The organism is Agrobacterium sp. 22-210-1 (assembly GCF_053522525.1).
This window is the reverse complement of record NZ_JBNWCI010000001.1, coordinates 2229552-2242520: the sequence shown is the minus strand read 5'-3', so window position 1 is coordinate 2242520 and position 12969 is coordinate 2229552. Positions and strand designations below refer to the sequence as shown.

The window sequence follows — 12969 nt, the reverse complement described above, 5'->3', positions numbered from 1 at the left end:
CCGTGCCCCGTTGGCGTGCACGTGCATGAAGGCCAAGCCGGAGGATTAGACCATGACACAGACAACGACCCATTCGCATATTCTGTCCGCTTATGACGAGGAATTGAAGTTCCTGACGCGCCGCATCGCCGAAATGGGCGGTCTGGCCGAGCAGATGTGCGCCGACGCCGTGCGCGCACTGGTCAATTCCGACGCTGCGCTTGCGCAGAAGGTCATTTCCGACGACGCGATCCTCGACCATTCCGAGCGCGAGATCGGCGACAAGGCCATCGTCACCATCGCCAGACGGCAGCCTGTCGCGGCCGATCTTCGCGAAATCATCGGCACGCTGCGTATTGCCGGCGATCTCGAGCGCGTTGGCGATCTCGGCAAGAACACCGCCAAGCGCGTTATCGCGGTTGCCGGCACCGGCGTGCCGCGCAAGCTCGCCCGCGGTCTCGAACATCTGTCGGAACTGGCGCTGGTGCAGCTCAAGGAAGTACTCGACGTCTATTCCACGCGTTCTGCCGAGAAAGCCAACGCCATTCGTGAACGGGACGAAGAAATCGACGCCATGTACACGTCGCTCTTCCGTGAGCTTCTGACCTACATGATGGAAGATCCGCGCAACATCACCACCTGCACACATCTTCTGTTCTGCGCCAAGAACATCGAGCGTATCGGCGATCATGCGACGAATATCGCTGAAACAATCTATTACATGGCCACCGGCAGCCAGCCGGAGGGTGAGCGTCCGAAGGACGATAGTTCCAACACACTCGGTTCGGTGACCGAATAACAGACAGGCAGAAGCTTGCGGAGTTAGTATATGGTGCCCAAGATTGCAGTTGTGGAAGACGAGGAAGCGTTGAGCGTCCTGCTTCGTTACAATCTCGAGGCTGAGGGATACGACGTCGACACGATACCCCGTGGCGACGAGGCGGAAATCAGGCTGCAGGAACGTATTCCGGATCTTCTTATCCTGGACTGGATGTTGCCCGGTGTTTCCGGCATCGAACTGTGCCGGCGCTTGAGAATGCGGCCCGAAACCGAACGCCTGCCCATCATCATGCTGACAGCGCGCGGTGAAGAAAGCGAGCGGGTGCGCGGTCTTGCCACCGGCGCCGACGATTATGTCGTCAAGCCATTCTCGACGCCGGAACTCATGGCCCGCGTCAAGGCGATGCTACGCCGGGCCCGCCCGGAGGTTCTTTCATCGGTGCTGAAATGCGGCGATATCGAACTCGATCGCGAAACCCACCGCGTTCACCGCAAGAGCCGCGAAGTGCGCCTCGGACCGACGGAATTTCGCCTGCTGGAATTCCTGATGACATCTCCGGGTCGGGTGTTCTCCCGCTCGCAGTTGCTGGACGGCGTCTGGGGTCACGATATCTACGTGGATGAGCGCACCGTTGACGTTCACGTAGGGCGCCTGCGCAAGGCGCTCAATTTTTCGCACATGCAGGATGTCATCCGCACCGTTCGCGGTGCTGGATATTCGATGGAAGCCTGAGCTAAGCCGAACAGCAGCTTCAATCAGCACAACATCTGACCAAAATCAAAAGGCCCGACACCATTCCGGTTTCGGGCCTTTCGGTTTTGAACCTTTCCCAAACACGGCACCTTGACCTTTTGAATGGACAATCGGCGGCCTGTTCGCATGCGGATTGTGGGCTAGAGTATTTCCAGTAAAGCGGTTCTACGTCCGGAAAATACGTAAAAACAAAGAGATAGGGCACGTCCAAAGATGCCGTTTAAACCGGACGTGCCTGGCCCGGGCGGCGTGGAGGAAAGGCCGAACATTCCACCGGCGATTGTTTTCCGGAACCGGCCTGAATTTGTCATAAAAAAACGGGCCCGAAGGCCCGTAGTTTTTGAGTGCTGAATGCGTGCCGCAACACTCAAGCCTTGCGGCGCTCACTGACCGGCTGGTAGGCGAGTTTCGCATGGAACTTGCAATAGGGTGAGGATTCCAGCGCTTCGCAACCGCAGAAGTGGAAATCGTCTTTCAAGGGATCACCGACCGGCCACTTGCAGGTGCGCTCGGTCAGTTCCGTCAGCGTCAAGCGACGGGAAATCGGCGTCACTACATTTCTGGAAGGAACGTAATCGAGAACCTGCGCGGTTTCGATATCGATCTCTTCATGAAGAGCCGTTGCTGCGTTCGAACGGCTCATGGTGCGGGCCGGCGCCGCGCTGACGCGTGCCGTGAAATTTGTCGCGCGCGGGGCAGGGGCCGCGGTGCGCTTGGGCGCGGAGCGTGCCGAAGTGACCGGTCCGCCGGCCTTGACGCGTCCCGGTAGATTGAGACGATGGACCTTGCCGATCACGGCATTACGGCTTACACCGCCCAGCTGCGCTGCTATCTGGCTGGCGCTCAGTCCTTCGGCCCACAATTTCTTGAGTTTCTCGACCCGCTCGTCTGTCCAGTTCATGCCGCTTCTCCGCTTGTCGCGTATCTTTCGGCAGAATCCCTCTCCGTCTCGCGGGCGCGCCGCGAGCGTGGTTTCTGCCGGATTTTAGGTGACTAGTTCCGCCGCAATGCAGTCTAGTAATTAGCGATTAACCTAGTGCCAGCCCGACTCCGTGGCAAGAGTCGCGGGAATCATCTGGAATCGATTTTCCGGTTTTCCCCAACTTGCTGGTGCGTTGAGTCTGAAAGGCAACACCTTGGGCCTCCTTCGGTGGCGCCTACTAGTGCTTGAGAAGCCCGGGAAACGCGGACTTTTGTTGACATCGGCAAACGAAGTGACAATAGTGCCCCTGCCGCCGCGAGGCGGCATTTTTGATTTTCAGGCGAGGGATAACCTCGCGAGCCTATTGACAACCTTATGACAGCGCATCCGCGCAAGGAGTGATACAGCCATGGCCGAAGCCGCCGCGCCATTGTTCGATACGTTTGCAAGAGCCCCGCTGCGCTTCGAGCGCGGTGAAGGCGTCTGGCTGTTCACGGAGAGCGGCGAACGATATCTGGATTTTGCAGCCGGTGTTGCGGTTAACTCGCTGGGTCACGCTCATCCGCACCTCGTGGAAGCAATTAAGGCGCAGGCCGAGAAGGTCTGGCACGTCTCGAACCTTTATGAAGTGCCCGGACAGGAAAAGCTCGCTAAACGGCTGACGGAAGCAACCTTCGCGGACAAGGTGTTCTTCACCAATTCCGGTGCTGAAGCGCTGGAATGCGCCATCAAGACCGCGCGCCGTTATCACTATTCAAAGGGCCACCCGGAAAAATTCCGCATCGTCACCTTCGAGGGCGCGTTCCATGGCCGCACGCTGGCAACGATCGCTGCCGGCGGCCAGCAGAAATATCTCGAGGGTTTCGGTCCCAAGGTCGAAGGTTTCGATCAGGTTCCTTTCGCTGATGTCGATGCCTTGAAGGCTGCCATCACGTCTGAGACGGCCGCGCTTTTGATCGAGCCTATCCAGGGCGAGGGCGGTATTCGCGCGCCGAGCAAGGAATTCCTGCAAATCCTGCGTGGATTGTGCGACGAGCACGGCCTTCTCCTGATTTTTGATGAAGTCCAGACGGGCGTCGGCCGCACGGGTAAGCTGTTTGCCTATGAGCAGACCGGCGTTGCGCCTGACATCATGGCGGTTGCCAAGGGTATCGGCGGCGGTTTCCCGCTTGGCGCATGCCTTGCAACAGCGGATGCCGCCTCCGGCATGACGGCCGGTGTGCATGGCACCACCTATGGCGGCAACCCGCTGGCAATGGCGGTCGGCAATGCGGTGCTGGATGTCGTTCTGGCCGACGGTTTTCTGGAAAAGGTTCGTGATGTCGCGCTGGTCTTCCGCCAGGGACTGGCATCGCTCAAGGACCGCTATCCTGATGTAATCGAGGAAATTCGTGGCGAAGGCCTGTTGATGGGCATCAAGGCGAAGGTTCCTTCGGGCGATCTGCTGCAGGCCATGCGCGCGGAGCACCTGCTCGGCGTTCCGGCAGGTGACAACGTCATCCGTCTCCTGCCGCCGCTCGTCACCACGGCGGAAGAGGCCCGCGAAGGGCTGGCGCGAGTGGAAGCGGCTGCCGCCTCCCTGACAGCGAAACAGGCGAAAATCGCCTGAAACCAATCAAGGGCGGGCCTCTTCCCGGAGGCTCGCGAGCATGGGACAGTTTGAAATGGCTTCACCAAAACATTTTCTAGACCTTTCGGCCGTTGGGTCGGAGGATTTGCGGACGATTCTTGATGATGCGCGGGCGCGCAAGATTGCCACCAAGGCCGGCACTGCGGAAAAGCCGCTTGCCGGCAAGATGCTGGCGATGATCTTTGAAAAGCCGTCCACCCGAACCCGCGTTTCCTTCGATGTCGGCATGCGTCAACTCGGCGGTGAGACCCTGTTCCTGTCGGGTACGGAAATGCAGCTCGGTCGTGCGGAAACGATCGGTGATACGGCCAAGGTTCTGTCGCGTTATGTTGACGCCATCATGATCCGCACCACGGATCATTCGCGCCTGCTTGAGCTTGCCGAACATGCAACCGTGCCTGTTATCAACGGCCTGACGGACGACACCCATCCCTGCCAGATCATGGCGGATATATTGACGTTCGAGGAACACCGCGGTCCGGTGAAAGGCAAGACCATTGCCTGGACGGGTGACGGCAATAACGTGTTGCACTCTTTCGTTGAGGGCTCGGCCCGCTTTGGTTATCGCATGAATATGGCGGTGCCCATGGGCTCTGAACCGCATGACAAGTTCCTGAACTGGGCGCGCAATAATGGCGGCGAGATCGCGCTATATCATGATGCCGACAAGGCGGTTGCCGGGGCAGATTGTATCGTTACCGACACCTGGGTATCGATGAACCAGGAACACAAGGCGCGCGGCCACAACATCTTCCAGCCCTATCAGGTGAATGAAGCACTGATGGCCAAGGCCGATAAGGACGCACTGTTCATGCACTGCCTGCCGGCGCATCGCGGCGAGGAAGTAACGGACGGCGTTATCGACGGGCCGCAATCGGTGGTCTTCGATGAGGCGGAAAACCGGCTCCACGCACAGAAGTCCGTCATTGCCTGGTGCATGGGCGTCATCTGACGAATATCGTCGGTTCCGACTGATGCCTGGCCAGGTGCTTGAACTTGGCCGCATACATTACCATCTGTGGGACTTCGAAGAGGCTCGTCGGTTTTTTGCTGGCGGGCCATCATCAAGATTTGCACGATTTTCCCCGGAGGCGGTTTCGCTTCCCGGATCTCTGTGCGACAAGCGGAAAAAGCACATTCAAAAAGCCGGACTTTTGGACGGTAGCGGCGCAACGGCTGCGCCAGGGAGTTATGATATGGCAGATGTAACGGTTGAACTGGACGATCTCGTTCTTGCTGGCGACGACAAGGTCGTGCCCTTTCAGGTCGAAGGTCTGGATGTGCGCGGTCGCGCCGTACAGGTTGGGCCGCTGCTGAACGCCATCCTCGAACGGCACGACTATCCCACGGTTGTTGCCCGCCTGCTGGCGGAAGCGACCGTTCTGACGGCGCTGATCGGCACATCCCTGAAGTTCTCCGGCAAGCTTACGGTGCAGACCAAGGGTGACGGCCCGGTGGACCTTCTGGTCGCGGATTTCACCGCACCCGAGAGCATGCGCGCCTATGCCCGTTTTGACGAAGAACGACTGGCCGAGGCAATCGCAGCCGGCGCCACCTCGCCCGAACAGTTGCTGGGCACCGGTATTCTCGCTTTTACGATCGATCAGGGTATGGGTATGCAGCCCTATCAGGGCATCGTTCCGCTGGATGGCTCGTCGCTGGAAGAAATCGCCGGGGTTTATTTCCGCCAGTCGGAACAGCTTCCCACCCGCGTGCGCCTCGGCGTTGCCGAGTTCTTCGACCGTGACGGCGAAGGCAAGCCACGCCATGGCTGGCGTGCCGGCGGCGTGATCGCCCAGTTCCTGCCGCAGGCGCCGGAGCGTCTGCGCATGCGCGATCTCCACGGTGGTGATGGCGATGAAGGTGGTTACGAAACGGTGGAAGACGATGCCTGGACTGAGGCTGTAACGCTGCTGAATACGGTCGATACCGATGAATTGACCGACCCGCAGGTGCCGGTCGAACGTCTTCTATATCGGCTTTTCCACGAGAATGGTGTGCGCATTTATGATCCGCAGGCCATTTTCGATCGTTGCAGCTGTTCGCGTGACAAGATCAAGGGCGTTCTGTCCGGTTTCACCGCTGAAGAGATCAAGGCGAGTGAGGAAGACGGCGCAATTGCGGTGACGTGCGAATTCTGCTCCACCACCTATCGCTACGACATTAGCGAGTTTGAAAACGTCTGAGTAGAAAGCCGCGCTTTTAAAAGGCGCGGCTTCTCAACCGCCTTGTGAACCTCAGTTCAACACCCGCAAAAGCCCGGGTGAATCCAGCGAGAAGGCGGGTATGGTGACATTGAACACCTCGCCCTTTTCGGTTTCCATTTCATAATGGCCGAACATCAGGCCTGAAGGTGTGTCCAGCGGGCAGCCGGAAGAGTACTCATAGCTGTCTCCGGGGTTCAGGTGCGGTTGCTCGCCAACGACGCCTGGCCCGTAAACCTCATCCACCTGGCCGTTCTGATCGGTGATATGCCAATAGCGGTTGACGAGTGTCACCGTCATATCAGAGTTGTTCGAGATCACGACTTTATAACCCCAGACGTAACGGTCGTCATCCGGGTCGGATTGTTCTTCGAGATAATACGGATCGACCGTTACCTCGATATCCCTTGTCAGAGCACGATACATACGCGCCACACCTCGATATTATGCCTGTTGCCATCATCCTACACTATAGGCTCTGGCTATCGTCAAGAAAATGAACGGCTTGACGGGCGGGCGCCACCTGTTGTCGCGCCGTTTTCCACCGTTAGGGATAACGATAAAGGTAAATATTGGTTGCCCGCCACAGGATTTTGCCCCTTGCGAAGCCGGCTGCGGCGCCACGGCCCAACGCAGGGTAGGGCCATGGCGCTTATGGATTGAATTCTCAGGCGGAAACGGCTGCCAGCCCCTTCGCCAGATCTTCCAGCAGGTCGTCCGTATCCTCGATACCGCAGGAAAGACGCAGAGTTCCGCCGGAAATACCGAGTTCGGCGCGCGCCTCATCGGAAAGGTTCTTATGCGTCGTGGTTCCGGGGTGGGTGATAAGGCTCTTGGCATCGCCCAGATTGTTGGAAATCTTCACGATCTCCAGCGCGTTCTGCAGCGCGAAAGCCGCGTCCTTGCCGCCCTTCAGTTCGAAAGCCACCAGCGTCGAACCGCCTGACATCTGCCGCGCGATAATATCGGCCTGCGGATGATCGGCGCGACCGGGATAGATGACCTTGGCGACCTTGCCGCTATCGGCGAGGAAATCGGCGATCTTGCCGGCATTTTCCGTCTGCTGCTTGACGCGCAGCGGCAGGGTCTCGATGCCCTTCAGCAGCGTCCACGCATTGAACGGCGACATGGCCGGACCGGTGTGGCGGAAATAGTCCTGCAGCTCTTCCTCGATCCATTTCTTGTCGGAAAGGATCACGCCGCCGAGGCAACGGCCCTGGCCATCAATATGTTTGGTCGCCGAATAAACTACGATATGGGCGCCGAGTTCGAGCGGCTTCTGGAAGAGTGGCGTCGCAAATACATTGTCGACGACGACCTTCGCGCCGATCTGGTTGGCAAGCTTTGCCACGCCGGCAATATCCACCACTTCGAGTGTCGGATTGGTCGGGCTTTCAAGGAAGAACAGCTTGGTATTCGGCTGGATCGCCTTTTCCCAGTTGCCGAGATCGCGTCCGTCGATCAGCGTGCATTCGATGCCGTATTTCGGAGCAAGCGTCTCAACCACCCAGCGGCAGGAGCCGAAAAGGGCGCGGGCAGCAACGATATGGTCGCCTGCACGCAGCTGGCACATGATGGCGGCGGTGACGGCCGCCATGCCGGAGGCAAGCGCCCGGGCGTCTTCGGCACCTTCCAGCAGGCACATGCGCTTTTCGAACATGTCATTGGTCGGGCTTGCATAACGGGCGTAGATGAATCCATCCGTTTCGCCCTTGAAGCGCGCTTCGGCGGCTTCGGAGTTTTCGTAGACGAAACCCTGGGTCAGATAGATCGCTTCAGACGTCTCACCATAGGGGGAGCGTAGCGTGCCGCCGTGAACGAGCTGGGTTGCCGGGCGCCATTTATTGCTCATGTGATCACCTTCAAAACAAAAAAACCGGTCGCAAAAGCAGACCGGTTCCAAGCACCCGGTCTTTTTAGCCACTTGTTTAACGTGGCTGCAAGCCGACCGGCCAAATCACCACGGGATAAGCTTGCCATACTGCCGTTATCGGCTTGCGTCAATGCTTTCCTTTTGGTTTTGTCGCCGTAAAAAGGAATGATGACCATGACGAGAACCACGGGCATTTTGGCGGATGGCGCTATCCGGGCGCTGTTTGCAGGCGGCAAGCTGAAGAGCGAGGCCGAGCTCGATGCTGACCAGGTGCAGCCCGCCAGCCTCGATTTGCGGCTGGGCTCAAAAGCCTATCGCGTTCGTGCCAGCTTCATGCCCGGCCCCGGAACCCGCGTCATCGACAAGCTCAATCGCTTCAGCCTGCACGAGGTCGATCTCTCTGAGGGCGCCGTGCTGGAAACCGGTTGCGTTTATATCGTTCCGCTGATGGAAAGCCTGGAACTGCCGGCGGAGATGTCGGCTTCGGCCAATCCCAAAAGCTCGACCGGTCGCCTTGATATTTTCACCCGCGTGATGACCGACAACGCGCAGGAATTCGACAAGATCCCGGCGGGATATACCGGCCCGCTTTATCTGGAAATCAGCCCGCGCACCTTCCCGGTGGTGGTTCGCCGGGGCTCGCGCCTGTCGCAGATCCGCTTCCGCATCGGCCATTCGCTGCTCAACGAAAGCGAGCTTTTGAAGCTGCACGAAACGGAAACGCTGGTTGCCAGCGAAACCCCCAACGTGACGGGCGGCGGCATCGCGCTTTCGATCGACCTCAAAGGTTTCGGCGAGAATGGCCTGATCGGTTATCGCGGCAAACACCACACGGCTGTGGTGGATGTCGACAAGAAGGCCCAGCACGACGTTCTCGATTTCTGGGAGCCGCTTCATGCGCGCGGCCGCGCCGAGCTGATCCTTGATCCCGATGAGTTCTATATTCTCGTCTCACGCGAAGCCGTGCACGTACCGCCGCTTTACGCCGCCGAAATGACGCCTTTCGACCCGCTGGTGGGCGAATTCCGGGTCCACTACGCCGGCTTCTTCGACCCAGGCTTCGGCCATGCGCAGGCCGGCGGAACAGGCAGCCGCGCGGTGCTGGAAGTGCGCAGCCACGAGGTGCCCTTCATCCTAGAACACGGCCAGATCGTTGGCCGCTTGGTATATGAACACATGCTGCAGAAACCGGAAGGCCTCTACGGCACGGGTCTTGGATCCAATTATCAGGCTCAGGGGCTGAAACTCTCCAAGCATTTCCGCGTGGAATAATGAACCCGCCGGGCGCTTGACACCCGCTGCGAACTGTCCGATGTCTTGTTTCACGGTGCGGGTGTAGCTCAATGGTAGAGCAGCAGCTTCCCAAGCTGAATACGAGGGTTCGATTCCCTTCACCCGCTCCAGTTTTCCAACGTAACTGAAATGTTTTCCGGCCCGCGGACATGCCGCGCCTGGCCGCCGTTGAGCGGCAAGCGCATCCCTATAATTTAGCTTGACTACGATTAAATTGCACGTAATAGTTGATGCAGTCGTAACATTATGGGGAAGTGTTATGAGTCGCAAACTTCTTTCGGAATTTTTGGGAACGTTCTGGCTTGTCTTCGGTGGCTGTGGCAGCGCGGTTTTCGCTGCCGGTTTCCCAGAGCTCGGCATTGGGTTTCTCGGCGTTGCTTTTGCTTTCGGCCTGACGGTTCTGACCATGGCCTATGCGGTCGGAGGCATTTCCGGCGGTCATTTTAATCCGGCGGTTTCCGTCGGTCTGACGGTGGCCGGCAAGTTCCCGGTATCGAGCCTCGTTCCTTATATTGTGGCGCAAGTGCTGGGCGCGATTGTCGCCGCAGCTGCGCTTTACGTCATCGTCACCGGCAAGGCGGGGGCCGAACTTGGTGGTTTTGCCGCCAATGGTTATGGCGAATATTCACCGGGCGGATATTCCCTCGTGTCAGCGCTGCTGATCGAAGTGATCCTGACTGCGTTTTTCCTGATCGTCATTCTGGGATCGACACATGGCAGGGCTCCAGCCGGTTTTGCGCCAATCGCCATCGGCCTTGCCCTTACACTTATTCATCTGATTTCCATTCCGGTCACCAATACCTCTGTCAATCCGGCCCGCTCGACGGGACAGGCATTGTTCGTCGGTGGATGGGCATTGCAGCAGCTCTGGCTGTTCTGGCTTGCTCCGATCCTCGGCGGCGTCATCGGTGCTGTGGTCTGGAAACTTTTCGGCGAGAAAGAAGAGTAAGGCGCAAGGCCAGCTCCTTCCTGCCCGCGCAGACATGAATGGGAAGTTTGTTTTCCCGAATGGTCGGGGAAACCATTGAGGAGGATGACATGGATCTTGCTTCGATATTGGCCCAGGTGATCGGTGGTGCGGTTGGCGGCACGGCTGGCGGGAAGATAGTGAAGGATTCCGATCTCGGCTCGCTTGGCAACCTGATTGCAGGCGCCATTGGCGGCATTGGCGGCGGAACCGTACTTGGCTCGCTGCTCGGAGCGGCGGGAAATGCGGCGGCCGGCGGTGTGGATATCGGCGCTCTTGCGGGTCAGCTGGTTGGCGGTGGTGTCGGTGGTCTGATCGTTCAGATCATTGTCGGACTGATCAAGAACAAACTCGTCGCCAAATAGGGTCGTTCAGTCACCGCCGTGGTGGCGTGACAGACCTTGCCGGAGGAGGCACCTCATTCGGCAAGGCATTCTGGTTTATTCCGTATCGATCGTGGCAACGCCGCCGGAAACGGTTTTTTGCGAGATGCAGTAGCACGTCTGCAATGGTGAGACGCGTTCTGCGGTTGCTGAAAAGACGTGTAGGAACTGCATCCACCGATATTGCGGATGCCGCGTCAGGCCGAATTCTTGACGGCAGGCATATGTGGTGTCTTGTTCCAGACGAAGGGTCTGGTTTTCAGTTCCACAACCGCGCGCCATGCCGCAAGAGACAACATCAGCCAGTAAAACGGGATCGCCAGCCAGCGTTGCCCGACCTGCTTCTTTTCATAGGGTATCATTCTGTTTCGGCCCATCAGCACGAAGATGGTGTAACTTCCGAGAATATTCAGCGTATCGATGACGAACAGAATGCCCTGCCAGGAAAACAGCATATCTGTGCCGCTTTCCAGGATCGCCATGGTCATGAAGGTGAAGGAAAGAAACAGCAGGGGGTGGGTCAGTGACGATAAAAGCATGCCGCCGATCAACAGTTGAAAGACAATATAGTCGGTCCATCCCATCTGGCGCGCAGTTGTAACGGGCGCACGGGTCATCACCAGCCAGCTTTGCAGCCAGCCCTTGTACCAGCGCGCGCGCTGGTTCAGCCAGACGGAGAACGAGGTTGGCGCGTCCTCCAGTGTCTGTCGCCGAATGACACCGCAGCGATAACCCAGCCTGTGCAGTCTGAGGCCCATATCGGCGTCCTCAGTCACATTATAGGGGTCCCACGCGCCAACGCGGCGCAATACCGCGGTGCGGAAATGGTTTGAAGTGCCGCCAAGTGGCAGCGGCAGCCTGTGTGCGGCAAGAACGGGTAACATGCAGCGAAAGAGGCCGGAATATTCCAGCGCGAAACAGGCGCTGAGCCAGGACGAGCGTGCATTGCTGACAATAAGCGGCGCCTGCAGGCAGGCCACTTCGTCCGGCTGGCGGCGAAAGGTGGCATGGGCTTCGCGCAATTGCTGCGGATGGGGGCGGTCTTCTGCGTCGTAGACGGCAACCAATGTGCCCCGCGCTCCAGCGAGCGCATAGGTCAGCGCCTTGGGCTTGGTACGCGGCAGGGATGGCGGCACTTTTATCAGCTCGATATGTGGACCGGGATTGACACGCTTGATGGTGGCGATCGTCGCATCATCATCCGCTTCGCAGACGAGTTTGATATCCAGTCGGGACTTGGGCCAATCCAGACGCTCCAGCGCGCCGATGAGTTGCTCGACGACCGCCTCCTCGCGATAGAGCGCCACGAGAACGGTGTAGACCGGCAGGTCGCTGTCGTCTCGGAGGGCCGGGAGGGTTTGTTTTTCGTTTTCCGTCGGCGCGTGCGGAGCGTTAACGAGCGCAAACAGCCTGAAAAGCAGGGTGAAAAAATAGAGCATCGTCAGGCTGACGTGAATGTAAGCCAGAGCCGCTTCCGTATAAAAAAGCAGCGACAGCGTCAGCAGCGTAGCCAGAACGCCAGTGTAGAAACCCTGCTGGCCCTGCAATGTAATCCTGGCGGAATGGCCCGGGGCCGCGTTGAAAAGCCGTTGTTGCGCCTCATGGCTGCGGCGCGTTTCACCAGCCTTCCAGATTGCGCTGCGCATGGCCTGAGGCGTAGTGACGGCAAGCTCGTCGAAAAGATGCGGATGCCGATCGAGCATGGTCTTCAGCAATGCAAACCGTCCCAGTTCCGGCACGATCAGAAGGAGCGGTCTGCCGTTCAGTGGCTTCAACCGGAGCAACTGCGGTTCAGCGAGTTGCATATCGAGGTTCTTGATATCCTCGACCCGTTCCGGATCGATTTCCGGGAAAAACGGTAGTCGCAGAAATCTGGCAAAAGCACCGAAGTAAGCTTCCGTCTGGACAAGGCCGCTTGCCAGCAATTCATCTTCCACCGTCGAGCCATTTTTAAGAGCCCGCTGCTCGAATGCGTCGATATAGGGTTTGCCGAAGCCCAGTGAAGCGAGGAACTGCGCCTGTCCGGGTTCAGCCTGTTCAGCTGCGCTCCATTGCCGATCATCGCCCGTGAATGAAAATGCAATTTTCCGTTCCATTGGCGTCGTGTGAAACGATTCTCGTGTATAATGGCTAGATTGATCCATGCATCGCCGCCGCCGTCATGGTAATGTCCCACATCCTGCC

General features: G+C 58.4%; 12 protein-coding genes, 1 tRNA gene and 1 riboswitch. Of the genes, 9 read left to right on the top strand and 4 right to left on the bottom strand.

The features are described 5' to 3' along the window. The first annotated feature begins 52 nt into the window (after positions 1 to 52). Together phoU and phoB are read left to right on the top strand one after the other, a co-directional pair. A complete protein-coding gene (gene phoU, locus ACQZ5F_RS11260) occupies positions 53 to 778 on the top strand; it encodes a phosphate signaling complex protein PhoU (protein ID WP_046799397.1) in 726 nt (241 codons plus the stop codon). A gap of 30 nt (positions 779 to 808) precedes the next feature. Next, the gene (gene phoB / locus ACQZ5F_RS11255; RefSeq protein ID WP_003493692.1) at positions 809 to 1492 is read left to right on the top strand and encodes a phosphate regulon transcriptional regulator PhoB; all 684 of its coding nucleotides are present in this window, start codon (positions 809 to 811) and stop codon (positions 1490 to 1492) included. Between the two features lie 388 nt (positions 1493 to 1880). On the opposite strand, the gene ACQZ5F_RS11250 is transcribed toward phoB, so the two are convergent. After that, a complete protein-coding gene (locus ACQZ5F_RS11250) occupies positions 1881 to 2414 on the bottom strand; it encodes a GcrA family cell cycle regulator (RefSeq protein WP_046799398.1) in 534 nt (177 codons plus the stop codon). A gap of 430 nt (positions 2415 to 2844) precedes the next feature. Here ACQZ5F_RS11250 and ACQZ5F_RS11245 point away from each other — a divergent pair, with 430 nt between their 5' ends. The 3 genes from ACQZ5F_RS11245 to ACQZ5F_RS11235 all read left to right on the top strand — a co-directional run bounded on the left by ACQZ5F_RS11245 (position 2845) and on the right by ACQZ5F_RS11235 (position 6251). Then, entirely contained in the window at positions 2845 to 4044 is a 1200-nt protein-coding gene (locus ACQZ5F_RS11245; RefSeq protein WP_052820250.1) for an aspartate aminotransferase family protein, read from the top strand. Positions 4045 to 4099: 55 nt separating this feature from the next. Beyond that, the gene (gene argF, locus ACQZ5F_RS11240) at positions 4100 to 5017 is read left to right on the top strand and encodes an ornithine carbamoyltransferase (protein ID WP_046799462.1); all 918 of its coding nucleotides are present in this window, start codon (positions 4100 to 4102) and stop codon (positions 5015 to 5017) included. Positions 5018 to 5261: 244 nt separating this feature from the next. Beyond that, positions 5262 to 6251, top strand: a complete 990-nt coding sequence (locus ACQZ5F_RS11235; RefSeq protein WP_225339506.1) for an Hsp33 family molecular chaperone — start codon at positions 5262 to 5264, stop codon at positions 6249 to 6251. A gap of 51 nt (positions 6252 to 6302) precedes the next feature. Here the strand turns inward: ACQZ5F_RS11235 and apaG are convergent, their stop codons facing one another. Both apaG and ACQZ5F_RS11225 read right to left on the bottom strand, forming a co-directional pair. Beyond that, positions 6303 to 6695, bottom strand: coding sequence for a Co2+/Mg2+ efflux protein ApaG (gene apaG, locus ACQZ5F_RS11230; protein WP_046799401.1), 393 nt, complete (start codon positions 6693 to 6695; stop codon positions 6303 to 6305). A 241-nt stretch (positions 6696 to 6936) separates the two neighbouring features. Beyond that, on the bottom strand, positions 6937 to 8121 hold the full coding sequence (locus tag ACQZ5F_RS11225; RefSeq protein WP_052820249.1) for an O-succinylhomoserine sulfhydrylase: 1185 nt from the start codon (positions 8119 to 8121) through the stop codon (positions 6937 to 6939). 43 nt (positions 8122 to 8164) lie between these two features. Beyond that, positions 8165 to 8243, bottom strand: a riboswitch (SAM riboswitch). 73 nt (positions 8244 to 8316) lie between these two features. Between ACQZ5F_RS11225 and ACQZ5F_RS11220 the strand changes: the two genes are divergently transcribed. The 4 genes from ACQZ5F_RS11220 (at position 8317) to ACQZ5F_RS11205 (ending at position 10767) form a co-directional block, all read left to right on the top strand. Next, positions 8317 to 9414, top strand: a complete 1098-nt coding sequence (locus ACQZ5F_RS11220; RefSeq protein ID WP_225339505.1) for a 2'-deoxycytidine 5'-triphosphate deaminase — start codon at positions 8317 to 8319, stop codon at positions 9412 to 9414. A 57-nt stretch (positions 9415 to 9471) separates the two neighbouring features. Next, a tRNA-Gly gene (locus tag ACQZ5F_RS11215) sits at positions 9472 to 9545 on the top strand. A gap of 149 nt (positions 9546 to 9694) precedes the next feature. Further along, positions 9695 to 10384, top strand: coding sequence for an aquaporin Z (gene aqpZ, locus ACQZ5F_RS11210; RefSeq protein WP_225339504.1), 690 nt, complete (start codon positions 9695 to 9697; stop codon positions 10382 to 10384). An 89-nt stretch (positions 10385 to 10473) separates the two neighbouring features. After that, positions 10474 to 10767 (top strand): hypothetical protein, encoded by a 294-nt coding sequence (locus tag ACQZ5F_RS11205; RefSeq protein WP_046800726.1) that lies wholly within the window; start codon positions 10474 to 10476, stop codon positions 10765 to 10767. Positions 10768 to 10982: 215 nt separating this feature from the next. Here the strand turns inward: ACQZ5F_RS11205 and ACQZ5F_RS11200 are convergent, their stop codons facing one another. Then, the gene (locus ACQZ5F_RS11200) at positions 10983 to 12929 is read right to left on the bottom strand and encodes a glycosyltransferase family 2 protein (protein WP_225339503.1); all 1947 of its coding nucleotides are present in this window, start codon (positions 12927 to 12929) and stop codon (positions 10983 to 10985) included. Positions 12930 to 12969 lie beyond the last annotated feature (40 nt).